The organism is Rhizobium sp. EC-SD404 (assembly GCF_902498825.1).
Taxonomy (GTDB): Bacteria; Pseudomonadota; Alphaproteobacteria; order Rhizobiales; family Rhizobiaceae; genus Georhizobium.
This window is the reverse complement of the sequence record NZ_LR701459.1, coordinates 3,170,119-3,192,522: the sequence shown is the minus strand read 5'-3', so window position 1 is coordinate 3,192,522 and position 22,404 is coordinate 3,170,119. Positions and strand designations below refer to the sequence as shown.

Genomic DNA, 22,404 nt, shown 5'->3' with positions numbered 1-22,404 from the left:
GCTTAGGCGTCGTCCAGCGGCTCGACGCCCGTCGGCTTGCCGTTCCGGTCGAGCCGGATTTTCTCGACGCGATCTTCGGCGGCCTTCAGCAGCGTTTCGCAATGCTTCTTGAGGGCTTCGCCGCGTTCATAGATGGCGATCGAGCGATCGAGCGGAACATCGCCCCGTTCCAGATCCGAAACGATGCGCTCCAGTTCGGCCAGAGCCTGCTCGAAGCTCAATCCCGCGATTTCGGTGATGGCATCCGGTTGCGCGTTCATGATCATCCTTTCATCAGTCGATGGATATGGATCGCCGCCGACTCGGCCAGCCCCACGAGATCATAGCCACCCTCGAGCAGGCTGACGATGCGGTGGCCCGAGTGGCGTTCGGCAATCTCCATAAGCTTTGCAGTCGCCCAGTCGAAATCGTCGGCAACCAGGTTGATCTGCGCCAGCGGGTCGCGATGGTGCGCGTCGAAGCCAGCCGAAATGATGATCAGATCGGGCATCGCATCCTCGATCGCGGGCAGGATGCGCGATTTGAACGCCTCGCGGAAATGATCGCCCCCCACGTTCGGTGAGAGCGGGGCATTGACGATATTGCCCTTCGTGCCGGTCTCCCCAAGCGCGCCGGTGCCCGGGTAGAGCGGCATCTGGTGGGTCGAGAGATAAAGCACCGACGGGTCGTTCCAGAAGATGTCCTGGGTGCCGTTTCCGTGATGCACGTCCCAATCGATGATCGCGACGCGGTCGCAGCCATATTTGCGCTGGGCATGGCGGGCGGCGATAGCGGCATTGTTGAACAGGCAGAAGCCCATTGCCTTGTCCGCTTCGGCGTGGTGGCCGGGCGGGCGCGACGCGACGAAGACGTTGTCGGCCTTGTTGGTGAACACGTCGTCGACAGCGGCCATCGCGGCGCCGACGGCCGTCAACGCGGCCTCAAGGCTGCGCGGGCTCGCATGGGTGTCGGCATCGATCTGGGTCATGCCCTCTTCGGGGATGCTGCCGCGAACCCGGTTCAGATAGGTCTCGGGATGGGCGAGCAGGACCGCTTCTTCCGGCGCCAGCGGAGCCTCGACCCGGACGAGGGCATCGAAGTTCTCATGCTCCAGCGCCGCGGCCACTGCCCGAAGGCGGTCTGGGCGTTCGGGATGCCCGGCGGGCACCAGATGCTCCAGGAAGATCGGGCTCGTATAAAGCTTGGTCGTCATGACGCGCTTCCCCGGGGTGTGATCAAGAGCAGATTTCTGTCTCTGTGATGGCGATGCCGAAGCCTTCTAGCCCGACATAGTGCCGTTCGCGCGAGGCGAGCAGGCGGATCGACGTGATGCCGAGGTCCTTCAGGATCTGGGCGCCGAGGCCGATTTCCAGCCATTCGTTCTCGCGGGCCTTCGCTTCGTCATGTTCTTCGATGCCGAGCGCTGCGCGTCCCGAATTCTGGTGGCCGACGCCGACCGATCCTTCGCGAAGATAGACGATCACGCCACGTCCGTGAGCGGCAACGCGCTCCATGTAGGTATCAATGGGCCGCGGCATGCCGAACACGTCCTGCACGGATCCGACCTGAAGCCGCACCGGCACGTCCTCGCCGTCGCGAATGTCGCCGAAGACGATGGCGAGGTGATGCATTGGGTCCCAGGGCAGCGAATAGGAGTGCGCGACCGCGCGCCCGTGCGGCGTCTCGATCGGGAAGGTGGCGTTCTGCTTGACGAGTGTTTCCTTGCGCTGCCGATAGGCAATCAGATCGGCGACGGAGACCTGCTTGAGGCCCTTGTCCTGTGCGAACGCCTCCACCTGCGGGCCACGCATGACGGTGCCGTCGTCGTTGACGAGTTCGCAGATGACGCCGATCGGGGGAAGGCCGGCCAGCTTGCAGAGGTCCACCGCCGCTTCCGTATGGCCGGAGCGCATCAGCACCCCGCCTTCGCGTGCGACCAGCGGGAAGATGTGGCCGGGCCGCACGAAATCCGAGGCGCCGGCGTTGGGATTGGCGAGGTTGCGTGCCGTCAGGGTCCGGTCGTCGGCCGAAATCCCCGTCGTCGTGCCGTGCTTGTAGTCCACCGAGACCGTGAAGGCCGTCGTGTGCGGCGCATCGTTTTCTGCGACCATCGGCCCGAGATTGAAACGCTTGGCGTCCTCGCGGGTCATCGGCGTGCAGACGATACCGGATGTGTGGCGCACGATGAAGGCCATCTTCTCGGGTGTGCAATGCACCGCGGCGACGATCAGGTCGCCCTCGTTTTCGCGCCCGTCATCGTCGGTGACGACGACGATTTCACCGGCTTCGAAGGCGCGCAGCGCTTCGACAACTCGTTTTTGATCGTATGGCATGAAGTGTTCCTAGCAAGCGTATGGACGCAACCCTTGTGGCGGAGGGGCTCAGTCGTCAGTGACAAGTCTCGACTGGCCGGTCTGTCCTCGGTCCCTGAGATAGTGATCGGCGATCGTGCAGGCGAGCATGGCCTCGCCGATCGGAACGGCGCGAATCCCCACGCATGGGTCATGGCGACCCTTGGTGCGGATATCGACTTCGTTGCCGTCGGCATCGATGCTGCGGCGCTCGTTCAGGATCGACGACGTCGGCTTCACGGCGAAGCGCGCCACGATCGGCTGGCCGGTGGAAATGCCGCCGAGAATGCCGCCAGCGTGATTGGAAAGGAAAATCGGCTTGCCATCCGGCCCGATGCGCATTTCATCGGCATTGTCTTCTCCGCGGATCGTCGCTGCCAGAAAGCCGTTGCCGATTTCCACGCCCTTGACGGCGTTGATCGACATCAGCCCAGCGCAGATGTCCTGGTCGAGCTTGGCGTAGATCGGAGCGCCGAGCCCGGCCGGCACGCCTTCGGCCACAACCTCGATGATGGCGCCGACCGATGAGCCGGCCTTGCGGACCTCGTCGAGATAGGCTTCCCAGACCGGCACGATCTCCGGGTCGGGCGCGAAGAACGGGTTGTTGTCGATGCAATCCCAGTCCCAGTTGCGCCGGTTGATCGGACGATCGCCGATCTGGACGAGCGCGCCACGAAACCGCACGTCGGGCAGGACCTTGCGGGCGATGCCGCCGGCTGCCACCCGTGCCGCCGTTTCGCGTGCCGACGAGCGCCCGCCACCGCGATAGTCGCGCACGCCGTATTTGACGTCGTAGGTGTAATCGGCATGACCCGGCCGGTATTGGCGGGAAATCTCCGAATAATCCTTCGAGCGCTGATCGGTGTTCTCGATGACGAGCGCGATCGGCGTGCCGGTGGTGAGGAAGGTGAACCTGTCTTCCTGCGGCATGACGCCGGACAGGACCTTCACCACGTCGTCCTCGCGGCGTTGCGTCACGAACCGCGATTGTCCCGGCTTACGCTTGTCGAGCCAGTGCTGGAGTTCCGCGAGCGTGAACTTGAGGCCGGGCGGGCAACCATCGACCACGCATCCAAGCGCGACGCCGTGGCTCTCGCCAAAGGTTGTCACGCGGAAAAGATGGCCGAAAGTGTTGTGCGACATGGGGTGCCCGGGTGCATCTCAAGAGAAAGCGGAGCTTGATCTAACCCATGCCTTGCCCATGCGCAAACGTCGGCCGCACGGTAAATGGGAGCAGGGCGGGTGCCGCAGCGTCAACCACCGGCGACGGGCAGCCAGGATGCGGATTTGTCCTTGATGAGCGCGATGCGGTCCTGATGCACCGGCATGACCACCGCATCCTCGGCGGGCAACTGGCCGACCAGCTTGAACAGCGAACGGATGACGCCGCCATGGCAGACGCAGATCGTCGGACGCTCGACGGTCGAAAGCCAGGACGCAACGCGCCAGGACAGGATTTCGTAGCTCTCGGCGTCACTTCCAGGCGGAATGAAATGCCATTTGTCGGCATCGCGCTGTGCGACGGCGTCGGCCTGATCGAGCGAGAGTTCCTCGAGCGTGCGGGTCTCCCATTCGCCGAAACAGACTTCGATGATGCGATCGTCCGTTCGGTAGTCCGAGACCGGCAAACCGAGTTCCGCGCGGATCAGCTCCATCGTCTCGCGGGTTCGCCCGAGCGGGCTTGCGACGAAGTCGAAATCGGTGATTGCGCTGCCGAGTTCCTCGGCGAGCCGCCGGCCATTGCCCCGCGCCTGGGCGCGCCCGACATCGTTCAACGGAATGTCGCGGGCACCCTGGAAACGATCCTCGGCATTCCAGTCCGTCTGGCCGTGGCGGATGGCATAAATCAGCACGTCACGGCCTCGTGGCAGGGGATGCTCAGTCCTTGACGACGGAAATGTCCGGCGCATCGACCGCCTTCATGCCGACGGTGTGATAGCCCATGTCGACATGGTGGATCTCGCCCGTGACGGCCGTCGAAAGGTCCGAAAGGAGGTAAAGCGCCGAGCGCCCGACTTCTTCGATCGTGACCGTCCGCTTCAGTGGCGCGTTGTACTCGTTCCACTTGAGAATATAGCGGAAGTCGCCGATCCCGGACGCGGCGAGCGTCTTGATCGGTCCAGCCGAGATCGCGTTGACGCGGATGCCGCGATTGCCGAGGTCGACTGCGAGATAACGCACGCTCGCCTCGAGCGCTGCCTTGGCGACACCCATGACGTTGTAGTGCGGCATGACCTTTTCGGCGCCGTAATAGGTGAGCGTGACGATCGAGCCGCCGTCATTCATCATCTTTTCGGCGCGCTTGGTCACCGCCGTCAGCGAATAGACGGAGATATCCATCGTGCGCGCAAAGTTGGAACGCGACGTTTCCAGGTAGCGGCCGGTCAGCTCGTCCTTGTCGGAAAATGCGATCGCGTGGACGACGAAGTCGATCTTGCCCCACTGGCGTTCGATTTCGGCGAAAACGGCATCGATCGTCTCTTCATCTGCAACATCGCAATGGCCGGCGACGATCGCGCCAAGCTCTGCCGCCAGGGGCTCGACTCGCTTGCGCAGCGCGTCGCCCTGGTAGGTGAGTGCGATTTCGGCACCGTTCTCCGCCAAGGTCTTCGCAATGCCCCAGGCAATCGAGCGGTTGTTGGCGAGGCCCATTATGACGCCGCGCTTACCGCGCATCAGCCCCGTTGCCTGATCCATGTCTCTCTCCTCGGCTTTCCAAGTGCGAGAGCCTATTGCACAGGCCTTCCGATGGTTCAAGGGAGCGCTGCACGCTATCCCGGGGCGGTTTTCGCCGTTCAGACGAACCAGGCGCCCCGTTGCATGCGCAGAAGATCGGTCAGCTTTTCATCCGTTTCAGCCGGCAGCATCAGCCGCAGCTCGCAGACGAGATCGCCGCGCGCACCGCCATTGGTCGGCAGTCCCCGACCGGTCACGCGGATGCTGGCGGCGGAATCCGACCAAGGATCGATCTTGATCGTCGCGGGCCCGTCGAGGCTTTCGACGCTCAACGTCACGCCGAAGACGGCCTGATCCAGGTTGAGTGGCACAGCGAGAACAAGGTCGCGGCCGTCGCTGCGGAACCGCTCGTGCTTTTCGTAGACGATCGCGACGCAGAGATCGCCACGCCCGCCGGCCTCCGACCCGTCACCCTGGCCGGGGACGCGGATGATGTCGCCTTCAATCGTGCCACGCGGAACCTTCACCGAGGCCATCGATCCATCGCTGCGTCGCACGTCGTGCTCGCCGCCATTGATGATCGTTGTCAGAGGCACCTCGAGCCGCGTGTGGCTGTCGCTCGTTCTGGTTTCGTCACGTGGCGTCATCAGGCCGAAAAGCGGTTTCAGGGCGCGATCGAAGAGCGACCAGCTGCGCTGCGGCCGAGCGGGGGTGGCTTTTTCGGTGCGCGGCTCGGCAGGCGCGCCGTCCAGCGGCACGTCGTCGATCCCCGGCGCATCGTTGATGGTCGTGCGTCCTGCAGCCCGCGCTGCATCGGCGGCAGGCTTTGCCTGCTGGAAGGCCTCGCCGAAGATGCGTTCCGCGATGTCTTCGGGCCGTTCCTGAGGCTCGGGCCGGCGGCGGTTGATGTCGGATGCGGCGAACGGGTCGGCGGTTCGCTTGCCCGCAGCGCTGGCTGGCCGCCTGCGTCCGCGCGCATCGATGAGCCCTTCGTCGAATTCGCGGCGGCGGTCGGGATTGCCGAGGATCTGGTAGGCCGCGTTGATTTCGGAGAAGCGCTCCTGCGCACCGAAATCCCCGGGATTCTGGTCCGGATGAAATGCCATGGCGAGCCGCCGGAAGGCGCTCTTGATCTCATCTTTCCCGGCATCCGGCTGGACGCCGAGTATAAAATACGGATTACGCATGACAGATTCTTCCATGGACCGAAGTGCAGTCTAGAAAGAGATTGCTAATTGAGGGTTTATGCCGATTTTTTCATGTGCCGGGCGAAAGATCGATGATCTGCCAGCGTTCGCCGTCGCTGCTGCAGCCGAGGCCCTGGAACTGCCGGCGGCCGAATACGTCGCGACGCGTCGTTGAAAACCGGCGGCACGTGGCGTCGTCCCGCTGTTCTTCCGCCACATAGCCGATGACGCCGGTCGTGCCCGTTGAGGGATTGGCCCAGGCGAAGGGCCCATCCGGTGTCCGGGCAAGGTCGATATCCGCAATCGCAGCGATGAGCGCCGCATCGTCGCTGCCGGCGACAGGCCCAGCCGGCCTGTTGATGGAGCCGGTCACCGTGTGATCGACGCCGAGCGCCATGTCCACGTCGGTGCCGATACATCCGCCAAGGCCAAGCGTAAGGATGCCGAGACACACAGCCCTGAGAGCTGGGCTCGAACGATCGCGCAATGTCATGGACTTGTGCAGGGCGGGCACCATATGGTCGACGCAATTGAGAACGCAGGCAGTCTGGATCGACAATGAGCGATACATCCTTAATTCAAGGTAACTTCACCGAGGCGATGGACCCGGTCGCGCTTTTCGCGGGCTGGCTGGAAGAGGCGGTGGCGAGCGAGGTCAACGATCCGACCGCGACAGCATTGGCGACGGTCGACACGGACGGCCTTCCGGACGTGCGAATGGTGCTGCTCAAGGGCTTCGATGATCGCGGCTTCGTTTTCTACACCAATTTCGAAAGCGCCAAGGGCTCCCAGATCCAGGCGACCATGAAGGCCGCCATGTGCTTCCACTGGAAATCGTTGCGCCGGCAGGTCCGTCTTCGCGGGCCGGTGGAAATCGTGACCGAGGCCGAGGCCGATGCCTATTACACATCGCGCCCGAGGGGCAGTCAGATCGGCGCCTGGGCATCGGCCCAATCACGGCCTTTGGACGATCGGGCGACCCTGGAAAAGGCGGTGGCCGACCTGACCGAACGCTATGGCGACGAGACGATCCCGCGCCCGCCGCACTGGTCGGGCTTCCGCATCAAGCCCGTTGCAATCGAATTCTGGAAGGACGGTGCGTTCCGCCTGCATGACCGCATCAAGTTCACGCGCGAGAGTGAGAGCGCGGCCTGGGATCGTCTACGCCTCTATCCCTGATCGGCGCTTCATCATGCGGAACGGCAATCCGGAAGCGAGCGCACGCACATAGCGCGCCCGCTGAAAGTGGCCGTTGAGCGAAATCCGCGGCAGGCTGAATGGTGCAAGAGCAAGTCCAGCAAGGTCGATCACGCCGGGCTGTGTCGTCACGGCGAGCTTGAAGCCCGCTGTTCCGGAAGCTGCGAATTCCCGTGGCCCCGCCGCACAGACGCTACCGTAGGGATAGGCAAAGACTTCCGGGCGCTTGCCGGTGATCTCGCCGATGTAATCGGCAGACCCGCTCAGTTCTTCGTGAAGGCGCTCCGGCGTGACATGCGCCAGGCTTGGATGGGTGAGGCTATGGGCCCCCAGCGAAACCAGCGGCTCCGATGCTACAAGGGCCGCCAGTTCGGCACTATCCATCACCTCACGATCAATGAAATCGAGCGGCTCGAGCCCTGCTTGCCGGGCCTCGACGTTCAACGCCTCGATCCGATCATCCTCATGGCAGGACCGGATCGCAGCCGCGAGACGCGCGAACGCCAGGCATTTCAAAGCAGTCGTGGTGGTCGTCAGCGTCTCTTGGCCGCTGCCGAAATCATACGTCAGCGAGGTGCGGTCTCGAAGCAGCGTCGCCGCCGTTTCCCACCAGGCCGTGTGGGTTCGCTCCACGAAGCCGCGTGTCACGAAGATTGTGTGCGGCACGTTGTGTCGTTTGAAGACGGGGAGGGCGTGATCTCGGTTGTTCCGATACCCATCGTCGAGCGTAAAGGCGAAATAGCTGTCGCTCGCATTACCGTTGCGCACATGCTCGGGGAGGTCCTCCAAACGCACGGGCTTAAAACCGTCAGCGATAAGGGAGGACAACGCGACGTCGAGAAATTCAGGCGTCACTTCCAGATGGGCGTTCGGCGCGAAAGGCGCGGGCACGGCCGGGCGAACATGGTGAAGTGTGAAAATCAGCGCACGGGGGCGCCTGGCGCGGCCGATGCCGGCGCGGGAGGCGAGGTGAAACGTCTCCAGCGCTGCTGCGACCGCAGCTTTTCCCAGGCCATGTCTGGCGAGTGTCGTTCCCACGCCGCCCTCGATCCCCCAACGCCGATCGTGCTGCATTCAGCTTGGAGTGATAGGGGATGGACATTAATCTTTGTTGAAGATCGTCCCCGCGAGCAGACTGTCGACAAAGGCGGGCACGAGCGCTGACGCCGTTCCGGTTTCTGAGCGATGAAAGTGCGAATGCCCGGCCGAGGGCTCGAGGTTGAGCTCGATGGTCAGGGCGCCGGCGCTGCGTGCTTCTTCCACGAAACCGGCGGCGGGATAGACGGTGCCGCTCGTGCCGATCGACACGAAGAGATCGGCCGCCTGCAATCGGTCGGAAATCCTGTCCATCTGATAGGGCATCTCGCCGAACCAGACGACGTCGGGGCGCATGCCGCCACCCATGCTGCAGGACGGGCATGGCGTCAGAGTATCCATCTCATCACGCCACGCATTGCGCTGCCCGCAGTGGAGGCAGAGCGCCTTTGCCAGTTCGCCATGCATGTGGATCAGCTTCCGGCTGCCCGCGCGCTCGTGCAGATCATCGATGTTTTGGGTGACCAGCAGGAAATCGCCAGCGAATTCCTGCTCCAGCCGTGCGAGCGCAAGATGTGCAGCATTGGGCGCGACACTGTCCAGCCCGGCGCGCCGCTTATTATAGAAATCGTGCACGCGGTCAGGATCGCGCGCGAAGGCCTGCGGCGTGGCCACATCCTCGATGCGAACCCTCGACCAGATGCCGCCCTTGTCCCGGAATGTCGCCACGCCCGATTCCGCTGAAATGCCGGCACCGGTGAGAATGACGATGGAGGAGGGGCGAAACGCCATGACCGAGAGCCCTGGAGTCAGGCTTCGGTCCCGCCGACCGTCGTCTGGTCCATCTTGAGGTGCGGCTGGCCGACGCCGACCGGCACCCACTGGCCCGCCTTGCCGCAGTTGCCGACACCGGTGTCGAGCTTGGGGTCGTTGCCGATCATCGAGATGCGCTTCATGGCGTCGGGACCGTTGCCGATCAGCATGGCGCCCTTGATCGGATGACCGATCTTTCCGTTCTCGATCATGTAGGCTTCGGTGCAGCCAAAGACGAACTTGCCGGACGTGATGTCGACCTGACCGCCGCCGAAGGATACGGCGTAGATGCCTTTCTTGACCGAGGCGATCATTTCTTCCGGCGTATGTTGGCCGCCGAGCATGTAGGTGTTGGTCATGCGGGGCATCGGTGCGTGGCTGTGGCTTTCGCGGCGGCCGTTGCCGGTCGGCTTCATGCCCATCAGCCGGGCGTTCTGGCGATCCTGCATGTAGCCGACGAGCTTACCGTCCTCGATGAGGACATTGTAGGCGGACGGCGTGCCTTCATCGTCGATGGTGATCGAGCCGCGGCGTTCGCCGATCGTCCCGTCGTCGACGACCGTCACACCCTTGGCCGCGACCTGCTCGCCGAGAAGCCCCGCAAAAGCGGAGGTTTTCTTGCGGTTGAAGTCGCCCTCGAGGCCGTGGCCGACGGCTTCATGCAGCATCACGCCGGGCCAGCCATTGCCGAGCACGACGTCCATCGTGCCGGCCGGGGCCGGGCGCGCTTCGAGATTGACCAGCGCCTGGCGGAGAGCCTCGTCGGCCCCAGTGCGCCAATTCTCGGCCATGACGAAATCGCCGAAGCCGTGCCGGCCACCCATGCCGAAGCTGCCGCTTTCCTGGCGGTCGCCATCGCCGACGACCACGGAGACACCGACGCGCGTCAGAGGCCGCACGTCACGCCGACGCTCGCCATCCGCCCGGACGATTTCCACCACCTGCCAGCTTGCGCCGAGCGACACCGACACCTGCCGCACCTTGGGATCCTTGGCGCGCACATAGGCGTCGATCTCCTGCAGAAGCTTCACCTTCTGCTCGAAATCGGGCTGGCCGATCGGGTTTTCCTCGCCATAAAGGCTGCGATTGGTGCGCTGGGGAGCAGCCGCATAGCTGCCTGAATGCCCGACGGTCACGGCCGAAACCGCATCGGCCGCGCGCTTCAGCGCAGCCTCTGACAGCTCGCCCGCATGGGCGTAGCCGATGGCTTCACCGGCCACCGCCCGCAACCCGAAGCCCTGGTCGGTGTTGAACGTTCCGCTCTTCAACCGTCCATTGTCGAAGAGAAGCCCTTCGGACTGGCGATATTCAAGGAAGAGCTCGCCATCATCGGCGCCGCGTAGCGTGTCGGAAACGATCCGCTCGATCGAGGCGGCGGATATATCGAACTTGTCGAGCAATTGATCGGTCACGAAGAGGCTCCCGGGCGCTTGAAGTAGTCCGGGTCATATAGGCCCTGGCCGGATGGAATCACACCCTCAGAAACGGCAAAGCCGCCCATGAGGCGGCTTTGGAATACGCGTGGCGGCCGAGGCAGCCTCAGGGCAGGGCAGCGAAGCCTGCTTCGAAGCCGTCCAGATCGACCGGTATGCCGATGCCTTCTTCCGGCGTTTGAAACACGATGAACGTCGCGGTCGTACCGCTACCCATGGTTTCGAGCAGTTCGTCTTCCAAAATCACCTCTGCGTAACAGCCGTCGGTGAAGCAGCGCACGAAATAGGCGCGGCCGATGTCCTCGCCATCGACATTGAGACCGAGGCCGTTCGGCAGAAGAACGCCGAGTGGGGCGAGGACCCGCAGGATGCGGGCCTGATCGTCGGCAGTCTTCAGAACGACGACCGAAAGCCCGACTTCAGGGCGATCCTCGGCGATGACGTTCTGCATGAGGGCGCATTGCTCGTCGGGCGCTCCGGCCTGTTCGTCGCAGACGATGGACCAGGCGCCGTGGGTGGAGCGAACGGCGCCACTTTGCGACGGCGAAGGTTGAGTCTCGGGCAAAGTCTGAGCGTCGGGCGCGCCTTCAGACGGCGCTTCTGCTGCTGGCGCTTCTGCGGGAGCCTCGGCATCTTGCGCGTGGGCAGTAAAGGACAATGCGGCCAGGGCCAGGAATGCGGCGCCGGCAGAGGCGCTCCGGATAAAGGCAGACAGGGGGCTCGGCGGCATCGGCGACCTCGGATTGGCGAATCACAGGCAGGAATTTGACGGCGCGCGACTGAAATTGAAAGCCCGGCCGAATGACCGTACCCGCATATCCATCAATAACGGCCAGAATCGTGCAGCGCTCCGCAATTTGCATCAGGTCGGCGAGAAGGGCGACAAGCGCTGATGGCCCGCCGTCAGAGTATGGCGCGTTCGGTGCAAAATGCCGCATGAGAAGCGCCTTCCGCATGTTGCGATACCCTGTAAATTATGGTTCTAAGCGGGCAAGAAAGTCCGGCTCGGTACAAGATTGTGCCTGCAATGGGCCATGCTTCAAGGAGATTGGGTGTGAGATACATCTCATTTGCAGCGCTGACCGCTATGGTTTCGCTGCTTTCTGCTACCGGGGCCAACGCAGATCAGCCGGTCGACTGGCAGGTGCGTTTTCAGCCGGCAGCGACTGGAATCATGCAGGAAATCACGTGGTTCGAAGTCTACACGCTGTGGTTCATCGTTCCGATCACGCTGCTCGTTCTCGGTCTTCTCGGCTATTGCGCCCTTAAATTCCGCAAGTCGGCGAACCCGGTTCCATCGCGCACGAGCCACAACACGCTGATCGAGGTCGTCTGGACCGTCGCGCCGGTCGTGATTCTCCTGGCGATCGCCGTACCGTCCTTCCAACTCCTCTCTGCCCAGTACGATCCGCCGGAAGAAGCTGCGCTGACGATTAAGGCTACGGGCTTCCAGTGGTACTGGGGGTATGAATATCAGGCTGAAGCGGAAGAGGGCGGCGAGCCTACGGAAGTCGTCTTCGACTCATTCATGCTGCAGGACGCCGATCGTGAAGCCGCAGGCAAAACGGACGTAGCCGCCTATCCGCGTCTTCTCGCCGTCGACAACGAAGTCGTGGTTCCCGTTAATCAAACAGTTCGCATGCTGATCACCGCAGGCGACGTGCTACATTCCTTTGCCATGCCCGCTTTCGGCGTGAAGATGGATGCCGTGCCGGGCCGTTTGAACGAAACGTGGTTCAAGGCAGAACGTGAAGGCCTCTACTACGGCCAGTGTTCCGAGCTTTGCGGCAAGGATCACGCGTTCATGCCGATCGCGATCCGCGTTGTGAGCGAAGAGCAGTACAATTCCTGGGCGACCGCAGCGGCCGATAACATCGGTGAAGCCAACCGCGCCCTTATGGCATCGATCGAGGCTGAAAAGTCCGTCGACGTTGCCGACAACGATGCACAGTAAGAACTAGGAGCGAGGCTCATGGCCGGTTCGACCGCTGCTCACGACGCCCATCACGATCACAAGCCGCAGGGCTTCGTGAAACGGTGGATGTTTTCCACCAACCACAAGGACATCGGTACGCTCTACCTGATCTTCGCGATCATGGCGGGCATCATCGGTGGCGCCCTGTCCATCTTCATGCGCATGGAGCTGCAGGAGCCGGGCATCCAGATCTTCCACGGCCTCGCGGCCATGGTCTACGGCTTCGAGGGTGATGCAGCCCTCGACGGCGGCAAGCACATGTACAATGTGTTCACGACCGCCCACGGCCTCATCATGATCTTCTTCATGGTCATGCCGGCGCTGATCGGCGGCTTCGCCAACTGGATGGTTCCGATCATGATCGGTGCGCCGGACATGGCGTTCCCGCGCATGAACAACATCTCGTTCTGGCTTCTGCCGCCCGCCTTCATCCTGCTGCTGCTTTCGATGTTCGTCGAAGGTCCGGCCGGTGCCTACGGCGTCGGTGGCGGTTGGACGATCTATCCGCCGTTCTCGACTTCCGGCCAACCCGGGCCAGCCATGGATCTCGCGATCCTGTCGCTGCACATCGCCGGTGCCTCGTCGATACTCGGTGCAATCAACTTCATCACCACGATCTTCAACATGCGCGCTCCGGGCATGACGCTGCACAAGATGCCGCTCTTCGCCTGGTCGGTGCTGATCACCGCCTTCCTGCTTCTTCTGTCGCTGCCCGTTCTGGCTGGTGCCATCACCATGCTTCTGACGGACCGCAACTTCGGAACGGCATTCTTCGATCCGTCCGGCGGTGGTGACCCGATCCTCTTCCAGCACCTGTTCTGGTTCTTCGGTCACCCGGAAGTGTACATCCTGATCCTGCCGGCCTTCGGCATCGTCAGCCACATCATCTCGACCTTCTCGCGCAAGCCCGTGTTCGGTTATCTCGGCATGGCCTACGCCATGGTCGCAATCGGCGCCGTCGGCTTCATCGTGTGGGCACACCACATGTACACGGTCGGCCTGTCGCTCGACACGCAGCGCTACTTCGTCTTCGCCACGATGGTCATCGCGGTTCCGACGGGTGTGAAGATCTTCTCGTGGATCGCGACGATGTGGGGCGGTTCGATCTCGTTCCGCACGCCGATGCTGTGGGCGATCGGCTTCATCTTCCTCTTCACGGTCGGTGGCGTCACGGGCGTTCAGCTCGCCAATGCCGGTCTCGATCGCTCCTTCCACGACACCTATTACGTGGTGGCGCACTTCCACTATGTGCTGTCGCTTGGAGCTGTGTTCGCGATCTTCGCCGCCTGGTACTACTGGTTCCCGAAGATGACCGGCTACATGTACAACTCGCTGGTCGCCAAGACCCACTTCTGGGTCACCTTCATCGGCGTGAACCTCGTGTTCTTCCCGCAGCACTTCCTGGGTCTGGCCGGCATGCCGCGCCGCTACATCGACTACCCGGATGCGTTCGCAGGCTGGAACGCGATCTCGTCCTACGGCTCGTACATCGCCGCTGTCGGCGTCCTGATCTTCCTCTATGGCGTTTGGGAAGCCTTCGCCAAGAAGCGGATCGCCGGCGACAATCCTTGGGGCGAGGGTGCAACGACGCTCGAATGGCAGCTGTCTTCGCCGCCGCCGTTCCACCAGTGGGAGCAGCTGCCGCGCATCAAGTAAGCGGCGGCCTACCAGGGTTGATGAACATGAGGCCGCCAGCATCGTTTGGCGGTCTCCGACTTGAGAGAAGACTGAATTCTGCGCGTCCCGCGCGAAAGGTTGAGTTGAATGGCCTACACCAGCGATCATGATGTCGCCGTGCCTGAAATCGTTGGCGGGTCCGATGTCCGCATGTCCGAGGCCAGTGCACGCGACTTCTTCGATCTCCTGAAGCCGCGGGTCATGTCGCTCGTAATCTTCACGGCTTTCGTCGGCCTCTACCTCGCGCCCGGTGACATCCATCCGTTCATCGCCGGCGTTGCCGTGCTCTGCATCGCAGTCGGTGCAGGCGCCTCCGGCGCTCTCAACATGTGGTACGACGCCGATATCGACGCCGTGATGACGCGCACCGCAAAGCGCCCCATCCCCGATGGCCGCGTGACCGGTGGCGAAGCCCTCGGCTTCGGCCTGATCCTGTCCGTGTTTTCGGTGATCACGCTCGGCCTGCTCGTCAATTGGGCCGCTTCCGCGCTTCTCGCCTTCACCATTTTCTTCTACGCCGTCGTCTACACGATGTGGCTGAAGCGCATGACGCCGCAGAACATCGTCATCGGCGGTGCTGCCGGCGCGTTCCCGCCCATGATCGGCTGGGTCGCCGTTACCGGTTCGATCTCGATCGAAAGCGTCGTGCTCTTCCTGATCATCTTCCTGTGGACGCCGCCGCACTTCTGGGCTCTCGCGCTGTTCAAGCTGCGTGACTATGGTGATGCCGGCGTTCCGATGATGCCCAACGTCAAGGGCGAGGCATCCACCAAGACGCAGATGTTCTGGTACGCGGTCGCAACGGCCATCGTCGGCGTATCGCCGTACTTCCTCGGCTTCGCCGGCCCGGTCTACGCCGCCGTTTCGCTGCTGCTTGGCGCCGAGTTCATTCGCCATGCCTACAAGGTCTGGACGATGCCGGAAGACGATCGCGTCATGGTTCCGGCCAAGAAGCTGTTCGGTTACTCGCTGATCTATCTCTTCGCTATCTTCGCGTTGTTCCTGATCGACGATTGGGCGATGCGGGCCTTCACAGCGTTTGCGGCATGATGGAGGCGGCAATGGAAACTGTTGAACTGACGGAAAAGCAGAAGCGCGCGCGCCGCAACCGGTCCATCGCAATCGGCATCGTTCTGGCGCTGCTCGTCATCCTGTTCTATGCGGCAACGGTCATCAAGATCGGGCCGGAGATCATGAACAAGCCGATGATCTGAGGGAGACGCACGTGGCCGATCGCAACGACATCGCAGCAGAGACGAAGAAACCCGCCAATAATCGCGGGATCGTCATCGCGTGCCTGGTTTTCGCCTCCACGATGGGCGGCATGGCCTATGCGGCGGTGCCGCTCTATCAGCTGTTCTGCCAGGTCACCGGATATGGCGGCACGACGCAGCGCGCAGAACAATATTCCGATACGATCCTCGACCGCACGGTGAAAGTGCGCTTCGACGCCAATGTGAACGGTCTTCCATGGACCTTCCGGCCGAAGCAGCGCGAGGTCGAAGTCCGCATCGGCGAGACGATCCAGATCGAGTATGTCGCGGTCAACAATGGCAGCCAGACGGTCTCGGGGCAGGCGACGTACAACGTCACGCCACAGACCGCCGGCGCCTACTTCAACAAGGTCGAGTGCTTCTGCTTCACCGAGATGAGCCTCGAGCCGGGCGAGACGCTCGACATGCCTGTGGTCTTCTTCGTCGATCCGGCGATTGTCGATCAACGCGAGACGCAGAACATCGAAACGATTACGTTGTCATACACGTTCTTCCCGCACGCCACGGAAGCTGCACCCGTTGCCGCAGCGCCGACCGGCGACGAGAAGAATTCGGACAGTCTCTAAAGGAATAAGGCGGACCATCGGGTTTCGCCTGCAAGGAAAGGTCAATCGGGGATCAGTTCATGGCCGATGCACATACCAAAAATCACGACTATCACATCATCGATCCATCACCCTGGCCCCTGGTTGCTTCGGTCGGCGCTCTGGTCATGGCCTTCGGTGGCGTTGGCTACATGCGCTATCTGTCCGGCGGCTCCTTCAACCTGTTCGGCCTGAACTGGGCGAGCCCCTGGCTCTTCTATATCGGCCTCGCGATCGTGCTTTACACGATGTACGGCTGGTGGTCGGACACGGTGAAGGAATCGCGCGAAGGCCATCACACGCGCGTCGTCTCGCTGCACCTGCGCTACGGCATGATCATGTTCATCGCCTCCGAGGTGATGTTCTTCGTTGCCTGGTTCTGGGCGTTCTTCGACGCGAGCCTTTTCGCCGACGAATCGATCCAGGAAGCCCGCGTGGCCTTTACGGGCGGCCAGTGGCCACCGGCCGGCATCGAGGTGCTCGATCCGCTGCACCTGCCGCTCTACAACACCGTCATCCTGCTGCTTTCGGGCACGACGGTCACGTGGGCGCACCATGCGCTGCTGCACAACGACCGCAAGGGTCTGATCTACGGCCTGGGGCTGACAGTCGCGCTTGGCGTGCTGTTCTCCTACGTTCAGTATTACGAGTACGTGCACGCACCGTTCGAGTTCGCGAACTCGATCTACGGCGCCACCTTCTTCATGGCGACGGGCTTTCACGGCTTCCACGTCATCGTCGGAACCATCTTCCTCGCCGTCTGCCTCATTCGTGCGATGAAGGATCACTTCACGCCGGAGAAGCACTTCGGCTTCGAAGCTGCCGCCTGGTACTGGCACTTCGTCGACGTGGTGTGGTTGTTTCTCTTCTTCTCGATCTACGTCTGGGCATCCTGGGGCGCGCCGATCGCTGCGCATTGATGTCGCATCGCCGTTCGGGCCATGGCCCGAACGGTCCGGAATGCTTATATCTGGGGCGGTCCGAGGCAATCGGGCCGCCCATTTTCATTGCGTGAGGCCGATGATGCACGAGGACCACGCCCATTTCCCAGCCGTAGATCCGGTTCGAGCAGGGTTGAAGGGTGTCTGCCCTCTCTGCGGCGAGGGGCGCCTTTTCGACGGGTTCCTGAGCTTGAAGCCGAATTGTGAGGCGTGCGGCCTCGACTATGGCTTTGCCGATGCCGGTGATGGACCTGCCGTCTTCGTCATTATGATCATCGGCTTCGTGGTCGTGGGGATGGCGCTATGGACGGAGCTGACATTCGAGCCGCCGCTGTGGGTGCATCTTCTTCTCTGGGCGCCTGTGACGCTCGTTCTGTGCCTCGCGCTTTTGCGGGCGCTGAAGGGCGTGCTGATCACGCTGCAATACAAGCACACCGCACGCGAGGGAGCGATTGATGACGGCAAACGCTGATACGCCCACCGTAGTGCCCGAGCGGCGCAGGCCTGGGCCGATCTTCCTCGTCGTGATTCTCGCCGCCTTCGGCGTCCTGATCGCGCTTGGCACGTGGCAGGTGGAGCGCCTTCAGTGGAAGGAGGCCTTGCTGGCAAGGATCGAGCAGCGCATCGTCGCCGAGCCGATAGAACTGGCCGACGCGGAAGCGCTTTTTGCCGCCGAACAGGACGTGGAGTATGTGCCCATCCGCCTGAGCGGGACGTTCGATCACGGCTCCGAGCAACATTTTCTCGCTACGCATCAGGGCCAGTCCGGCTGGTATGTCTACACGCCCCTTGCTCTGGAAGACGGCCGCACGATCATCGTCAATCGCGGTTTTGTGCCTTACGACATGAAGGACATCGCGGATCGTCCTTGGCAGGAACCGACCGGTATCGTCGGTTTTGATGCCTTGGCGCGCAATCCGTTGTTCGAGAAACCGGGCTTCGTGGTGCCCGACAACGCGCCCGCCGACAATCTCTGGTACTGGAAGGACTTCGAGGCAATGCGCGTCGCCATGGGTCTCGAAACGGAGACACTAGTGCCGTTCTTCGCGGATATCCGCACCTATGATGCGCCCGAGAACAGCTATCCGATCCCCGGCGTGACCCAGATCTCACTGCCGAACAACCATCTGCAATATGCCGTCACCTGGTATGGGCTTGCCGCGGCCCTTGCAGGTGTGGTCGGTTTCATGTTTCTACGCAGGCCGCAGGACACCGACCGCGAGGCATGATGACAGAGGCGATGAACGAGGCGAGGATTCCTTTGACGATCCGGCTGTGCGGCCCGAGAGGGTTTTGCGCAGGCGTTGATCGCGCGATCCAGATCGTCGTTCTCGCGCTGAAGAAGTACGGCGCACCCGTCTATGTCCGCCACGAGATCGTCCACAACCGCTATGTGGTGGAAGGCCTGGAGGCCAAGGGCGCGGTGTTCGTGGAGGAACTCCACGAGATACCCGAGGAACACCGGGGGCAGCCCGTCATCTTCTCGGCCCACGGCGTGCCGAAATCCGTGCCGGCCGATGCGGAAGCGCGCAATCTCTTCTATCTCGATGCAACCTGTCCGCTCGTCTCCAAGGTGCACAAGCAGGCGATGCGCCATGAGCGGCAGGGCCGCCATGTGCTCCTGATCGGCCATGCGGCTCATCCGGAAGTGATCGGCACCATGGGGCAATTGCCGGAAGGCGCCGTATCACTGATCGAGACCGTCGACGATGCCCACGCCTATGAAGCGGCAGACCCCGACAATCTCGGTTTCGTCACCCAGACGACGCTGTCGGTGGACGATACGGCCGGCGTCATCGCGGCGCTGACAGAGCGCTTTCCCAATCTGAAGGCGCCAGCGGCCGAATCGATCTGCTATGCGACGACCAACCGGCAGGATGCGGTGAAGGCCGCGGCACCGGGAACCGATCTTTTTCTCGTCGTCGGTGCGCCGAATTCATCCAATTCCAAGCGCCTGGTCGAAGTGGCCGTGCGGGCAGGTGCCCGGCACGCCCTGCTGGTCCAACGGGCGGACGAGATCGACTGGGAAGGGCTCGGCGACTTGAAGACCGTCGCGTTGTCGGCCGGGGCCTCGGCGCCGGAAACGATCGTCAGTGAAATCATCGAGGCCTTCAGGCAGCGGTTCGACGTCACCGTCGAACTGGCCGAAACCGTGCAGGAAGACGAGACTTTCCTTGTCAATCGCGAGCTGCGTGACACGGAGCTGACGGTTGCCGACATGGCTTTCGTCAATGGCGAAGCCGTCGCCAACGGAGCGCGCTGACTTTGGCCGTCTACACCGATATCACCGAGGATGAACTTGCAGTCTTTCTTGCCGACTACGACGTCGGCACGCTGCTCAGCTACAAGGGCATCGCCGAAGGGGTGGAGAATTCCAACTTCCTGCTCCACACCACGGTCGGCTCCTTTATCCTCACGCTCTACGAAAAGCGGGTCGACAGGCGGGACCTGCCGTTCTTTCTCGGCTTGATGGAGCATCTTGCGGGGCAGGGGCTCAATTGCCCGCTCCCGATCCGCAAGCGAGATCACGGCGTTCTGGGCGAGCTTGCCGGCCGTCCGGCAGCGATGATCTCCTTTCTGGAAGGCATGTGGCTGAGGCGTCCGCGGGCGGAGCATTGCCGCGAGGTGGGTGCCGCGCTTGCGCGCATGCATGTGGCCGGCGATGGCTTCGAACTCGGCCGCGCCAATGCGCTGTCGGTTTCGGGCTGGCGTCCCCTCTGGGACATGTCGCGTGACAGAGCCGAAACGGTCGAGCCAGGGCTTGTGGCCGAGATCGAGCGGGAACTGGACAGCCTGGAGGCTTCCTGGCCGTCCAACCTGCCGAGCGGCGTCATCCACGCCGATCTCTTTCCCGACAACGTCTTCTTCCTGGGAGACGAAGTATCCGGGCTGATCGATTTCTATTTCGCCTGCAACGACCTGCTGGCCTATGACGTGTCCATCTGCCTCAATGCCTGGTGCTTCGAGAAGGACGGATCCTTCAACATGACGAAGGGCATGGCGCTTCTGGACGGCTACGATTCGGTACGCAAGCTGACGGATGCGGAGCGCGCCGCTCTGCCGCTTCTGGCGCGAGGCTCGGCCCTGCGCTTCTTCCTGACCCGCCTCTACGACTGGCTGACCACGCCGGAAGGCGCACTTGTCGTGAAGAAAGACCCCAAGGAATATCTGAGGCGCTTGCGCTTCCACAGACAGATCAAGGACGCGGCCGAATACGGGCTTCGCGAAACAGCATGAAGATAGTTGAGATTTATACCGACGGCGCCTGCTCGGGAAATCCGGGGCCGGGCGGCTGGGGCGCGATCCTGCGTTTCAACGACGCCGAGAAGGAATTGTCCGGCGGCGAGGCCGAGACGACGAACAACCGCATGGAACTGATGGCGGCGATCGCGTCGCTCGAAGCCCTGAAGACGCCCTGCACCGTCGATCTGTATACCGACAGCGTCTATGTGCGCGACGGCCTGACTAAGTGGATCCACGGCTGGAAGAAGAACGGCTGGAAGACCGCCGACAAGAAACCGGTCAAGAATGCCGAGCTATGGCAAGCGCTGGATGCGGCGCGCAATCGCCACGAAGTTCGCCTGCACTGGGTAAAGGGCCATGCCGGCCACCCGGAAAACGAGCGGGCCGACGAATTGGCACGCCTCGCCATGGCGCCCTTCAAGGCGGCAAGGCGTGCCGGCTGATTGAGGATCAGAGCTGCTCGATGATGGCTGCGGCACCAGACTTGGTCGCCTGGCCCGGAGCGTCTTCCACGTTTAGTGCTTTGACGACACCGTCCTCGACGACCATCGAATAGCGCTTGGACCGCACGCCGAGCGTGCCAGCCGAGAGATCGGTATCCATGCCGATGGCCTTCGTGAACGAAGCGTCCCAATCGGACAGGAAGCGGATCTTGCCTTCGCCGCCGGAGGACTTGCTCCAGGCCGACATCACGAACGCATCGTTGACGGCAACGACGGCAATGTCGTCGACGCCCTTGCCGAGGATGGTCTCGCGATGTTCGATATAACCGGGCAGATGGTTCATGTCGCAGGTCGGCGTGAATGCGCCGGGAACTGCGAACAGGACGACTTTCTTGCCAGCGAAGACGTCATCGGTGGAGACCTCTTCCATCCCGTCCGACGTCCTCTCCTTGAATTTTGCTTCCGGCAGCTTGTCACCGACTGATACGGTCAAGGCAATTCTCCTGTGTGGCTTGATGAGTGAGCCGAATGGCGCGGATCGCACGCTAGAGAATTTAAGCGTTGCATGGAAGAAGGCGTAGCGCCGCCAATGTCGTTTCCGGCCGAACCAAGGCCCGCCAACCGATTGATTCAATCAGCGTGCAGGTCCTGCTGAATGCTGTGCGTGTGGGTCTTGAGCACGAACGTCAGCGGCGCCGCCTCCGCACCTAAATCGTCCGGCTGCCGCTTGATCTTGACGGCGAAGCGGCTCGTCTGCCCCTCCGTCTCGACCCTCTTCGGCGTTCCGAGCCTCCACCCCGTTGGTGTGGCGATGAAGAGTTCGGCTGCCGCAGCGGCTTCGTCAGAGGGGAGGCGGACATCGACCAGCAGTCGATGGTCGTCGCTGGGATCGAGCGTGACCGCGTCGATGCTCATGTCTGCGCTTTTCTCGCCCGGCAGGGTCGAAAACGCCTGATCGACCAGCGCCGTTTCGATCGGCGAAGCGGCCTGCGACAGTGCGACATCCAACTGCGCGTCGACGGGAATACAGACGCTTTTGCACACGCCGATCAGGATGTCCGCGACGAGGCTCGCTGCATCGTTGGCAGTCTCCTGATGAAGGCGAAACGGCAGGCGCACGGAGGATGTGTAGCCGGCCCAGACGGCATATCCGTCGTCGACCCGTTCTGGCGCTGGAAAGAGAAGCTCGACGGCGGACAGATTGGTGCTGCCCGAGATGTTCATCTGGGGCGGGAGGCCGCTGTCCCCCGGGTCGCTCCAATAGGTCTTCCAGCCGGGCGTCAGTTCGATGTCGAGCATGCCCCGCACGACACCATCGGCATCGGGTGTGCTCGTGACGATCCGCAGGCGGCCGCCTTCATGCTCGACCCAATCCGACGATGCGGCGAAGGCCGGCCCGTGAGCCAGCGCTGCAACCAGGGCGAAAGTTGCGACCGAACGCCCAACGAGGGCGAATGGCTGGATTTTCCGGCGGCTGGCAGCATTTTGCGTCATGACATCTGGCTTAGCGGCTCAGTTTCACCGCAGCAACTCACAGCTTGAGGCGCGATGATCATAAACGAGTGAGATCGCGACGGTCTGGGCGTCGCGAAATAT

General features: G+C 62.5%; 26 protein-coding genes. 12 read left to right on the top strand and 14 right to left on the bottom strand.

Annotation, left to right across the window (positions count from 1 at the left end):
- Window positions 1–2: 2 nt before the first annotated feature.
- The 8 genes from GC125_RS16225 to GC125_RS16190 all read right to left on the bottom strand — a co-directional run bounded on the left by GC125_RS16225 (window position 3) and on the right by GC125_RS16190 (window position 6,752).
- Entirely contained in the window at window positions 3–260 is a 258-nt protein-coding gene (locus GC125_RS16225) for an exodeoxyribonuclease VII small subunit (protein WP_502706066.1), read from the bottom strand.
- Between the two features lie 2 nt (window positions 261–262).
- The gene (locus GC125_RS16220) at window positions 263–1,192 is read right to left on the bottom strand and encodes a histone deacetylase family protein (RefSeq protein WP_151986598.1); all 930 of its coding nucleotides are present in this window, start codon (window positions 1,190–1,192) and stop codon (window positions 263–265) included.
- 22 nt (window positions 1,193–1,214) lie between these two features.
- Window positions 1,215–2,312, bottom strand: a complete 1,098-nt coding sequence (gene ribB / locus GC125_RS16215; RefSeq protein WP_151986597.1) for a 3,4-dihydroxy-2-butanone-4-phosphate synthase — start codon at window positions 2,310–2,312, stop codon at window positions 1,215–1,217.
- Between the two features lie 48 nt (window positions 2,313–2,360).
- On the bottom strand, window positions 2,361–3,473 hold the full coding sequence (aroC, locus tag GC125_RS16210) for a chorismate synthase (RefSeq protein WP_151986596.1): 1,113 nt from the start codon (window positions 3,471–3,473) through the stop codon (window positions 2,361–2,363).
- Between the two features lie 110 nt (window positions 3,474–3,583).
- Complete coding sequence (locus tag GC125_RS16205; protein ID WP_151986595.1) at window positions 3,584–4,183, bottom strand: histidine phosphatase family protein; 600 nt, start codon at window positions 4,181–4,183, stop codon at window positions 3,584–3,586.
- Window positions 4,184–4,208: 25 nt separating this feature from the next.
- On the bottom strand, window positions 4,209–5,027 hold the full coding sequence (fabI, locus tag GC125_RS16200; RefSeq protein WP_151986594.1) for an enoyl-ACP reductase FabI: 819 nt from the start codon (window positions 5,025–5,027) through the stop codon (window positions 4,209–4,211).
- Window positions 5,028–5,125: 98 nt separating this feature from the next.
- Window positions 5,126–6,193 carry a DnaJ C-terminal domain-containing protein gene (locus GC125_RS16195; RefSeq protein ID WP_199864617.1) on the bottom strand — a complete coding sequence of 356 codons (1,068 nt, stop codon included), beginning with the start codon at window positions 6,191–6,193 and terminating at the stop codon, window positions 5,126–5,128.
- A gap of 70 nt (window positions 6,194–6,263) precedes the next feature.
- On the bottom strand, window positions 6,264–6,752 hold the full coding sequence (locus GC125_RS16190; protein WP_199864616.1) for an RT0821/Lpp0805 family surface protein: 489 nt from the start codon (window positions 6,750–6,752) through the stop codon (window positions 6,264–6,266).
- Here GC125_RS16190 and pdxH point away from each other — a divergent pair.
- Window positions 6,752–7,372, top strand: coding sequence for a pyridoxamine 5'-phosphate oxidase (gene pdxH / locus GC125_RS16185; RefSeq protein WP_151986591.1), 621 nt, complete (start codon window positions 6,752–6,754; stop codon window positions 7,370–7,372). The two genes, GC125_RS16190 and pdxH, sit on opposite strands and share 1 nt — an antisense overlap.
- Here the strand turns inward: pdxH and GC125_RS16180 are convergent.
- The 4 genes from GC125_RS16180 to GC125_RS16165 form a co-directional block, all read right to left on the bottom strand.
- Window positions 7,355–8,428, bottom strand: coding sequence for a polysaccharide deacetylase family protein (locus GC125_RS16180; RefSeq protein WP_199864615.1), 1,074 nt, complete (start codon window positions 8,426–8,428; stop codon window positions 7,355–7,357). The genes pdxH and GC125_RS16180 overlap by 18 nt on opposite strands.
- Window positions 8,429–8,491: 63 nt before the next feature.
- Window positions 8,492–9,217, bottom strand: coding sequence for an NAD-dependent deacylase (locus GC125_RS16175; RefSeq protein WP_151986589.1), 726 nt, complete (start codon window positions 9,215–9,217; stop codon window positions 8,492–8,494).
- Window positions 9,218–9,234: 17 nt separating this feature from the next.
- A complete protein-coding gene (tldD, locus tag GC125_RS16170; protein ID WP_151986588.1) occupies window positions 9,235–10,650 on the bottom strand; it encodes a metalloprotease TldD in 1,416 nt (471 codons plus the stop codon).
- Window positions 10,651–10,777: 127 nt separating this feature from the next.
- Window positions 10,778–11,401: an invasion associated locus B family protein gene (locus tag GC125_RS16165; RefSeq protein ID WP_199864614.1), complete on the bottom strand. Its 624-nt coding sequence runs from the start codon at window positions 11,399–11,401 to the stop codon at window positions 10,778–10,780.
- Between the two features lie 324 nt (window positions 11,402–11,725).
- Here GC125_RS16165 and coxB point away from each other — a divergent pair, with 324 nt between their 5' ends.
- The 11 genes from coxB (at window position 11,726) to rnhA (ending at window position 20,808) form a co-directional block, all read left to right on the top strand.
- A complete protein-coding gene (gene coxB, locus GC125_RS16160; RefSeq protein WP_199864613.1) occupies window positions 11,726–12,625 on the top strand; it encodes a cytochrome c oxidase subunit II in 900 nt (299 codons plus the stop codon).
- Window positions 12,626–12,643: 18 nt separating this feature from the next.
- Window positions 12,644–14,302, top strand: coding sequence for a cytochrome c oxidase subunit I (gene ctaD, locus GC125_RS16155; protein ID WP_151986586.1), 1,659 nt, complete (start codon window positions 12,644–12,646; stop codon window positions 14,300–14,302).
- 108 nt (window positions 14,303–14,410) lie between these two features.
- Complete coding sequence (gene cyoE / locus GC125_RS16150; RefSeq protein WP_151986585.1) at window positions 14,411–15,373, top strand: heme o synthase; 963 nt, start codon at window positions 14,411–14,413, stop codon at window positions 15,371–15,373.
- Window positions 15,374–15,384: 11 nt separating this feature from the next.
- Window positions 15,385–15,537, top strand: coding sequence for a cytochrome c oxidase system small membrane protein (locus GC125_RS20080; RefSeq protein WP_164527743.1), 153 nt, complete (start codon window positions 15,385–15,387; stop codon window positions 15,535–15,537).
- Between the two features lie 11 nt (window positions 15,538–15,548).
- The gene (locus GC125_RS16145; RefSeq protein WP_353617088.1) at window positions 15,549–16,163 is read left to right on the top strand and encodes a cytochrome c oxidase assembly protein; all 615 of its coding nucleotides are present in this window, start codon (window positions 15,549–15,551) and stop codon (window positions 16,161–16,163) included.
- A 59-nt stretch (window positions 16,164–16,222) separates the two neighbouring features.
- Window positions 16,223–17,101: a cytochrome c oxidase subunit 3 gene (locus GC125_RS16140; RefSeq protein ID WP_151986583.1), complete on the top strand. Its 879-nt coding sequence runs from the start codon at window positions 16,223–16,225 to the stop codon at window positions 17,099–17,101.
- 103 nt (window positions 17,102–17,204) lie between these two features.
- Window positions 17,205–17,594, top strand: a complete 390-nt coding sequence (locus GC125_RS16135) for a DUF983 domain-containing protein (protein ID WP_151986582.1) — start codon at window positions 17,205–17,207, stop codon at window positions 17,592–17,594.
- Entirely contained in the window at window positions 17,578–18,351 is a 774-nt protein-coding gene (locus GC125_RS16130) for an SURF1 family protein (RefSeq protein ID WP_151986581.1), read from the top strand. Before GC125_RS16135 ends, GC125_RS16130 begins: the two co-directional genes overlap by 17 nt.
- Window positions 18,351–19,385 carry a 4-hydroxy-3-methylbut-2-enyl diphosphate reductase gene (gene ispH, locus GC125_RS16125; RefSeq protein ID WP_502706106.1) on the top strand — a complete coding sequence of 345 codons (1,035 nt, stop codon included), beginning with the start codon at window positions 18,351–18,353 and terminating at the stop codon, window positions 19,383–19,385. The genes GC125_RS16130 and ispH overlap by 1 nt, the downstream gene beginning before the upstream one ends.
- Before the next feature lie 2 nt (window positions 19,386–19,387).
- Window positions 19,388–20,359, top strand: coding sequence for a homoserine kinase (locus GC125_RS16120; protein WP_151986579.1), 972 nt, complete (start codon window positions 19,388–19,390; stop codon window positions 20,357–20,359).
- A complete protein-coding gene (rnhA, locus tag GC125_RS16115; protein ID WP_151986578.1) occupies window positions 20,356–20,808 on the top strand; it encodes a ribonuclease HI in 453 nt (150 codons plus the stop codon). Before GC125_RS16120 ends, rnhA begins: the two co-directional genes overlap by 4 nt.
- 7 nt (window positions 20,809–20,815) lie before the next feature.
- Here the strand turns inward: rnhA and GC125_RS16110 are convergent, their stop codons facing one another.
- Both GC125_RS16110 and GC125_RS16105 read right to left on the bottom strand, forming a co-directional pair.
- Entirely contained in the window at window positions 20,816–21,301 is a 486-nt protein-coding gene (locus GC125_RS16110) for a peroxiredoxin (protein ID WP_151986577.1), read from the bottom strand.
- Between the two features lie 137 nt (window positions 21,302–21,438).
- The gene (locus tag GC125_RS16105; protein ID WP_151986576.1) at window positions 21,439–22,302 is read right to left on the bottom strand and encodes a protein-disulfide reductase DsbD domain-containing protein; all 864 of its coding nucleotides are present in this window, start codon (window positions 22,300–22,302) and stop codon (window positions 21,439–21,441) included.
- Window positions 22,303–22,404 lie beyond the last annotated feature (102 nt).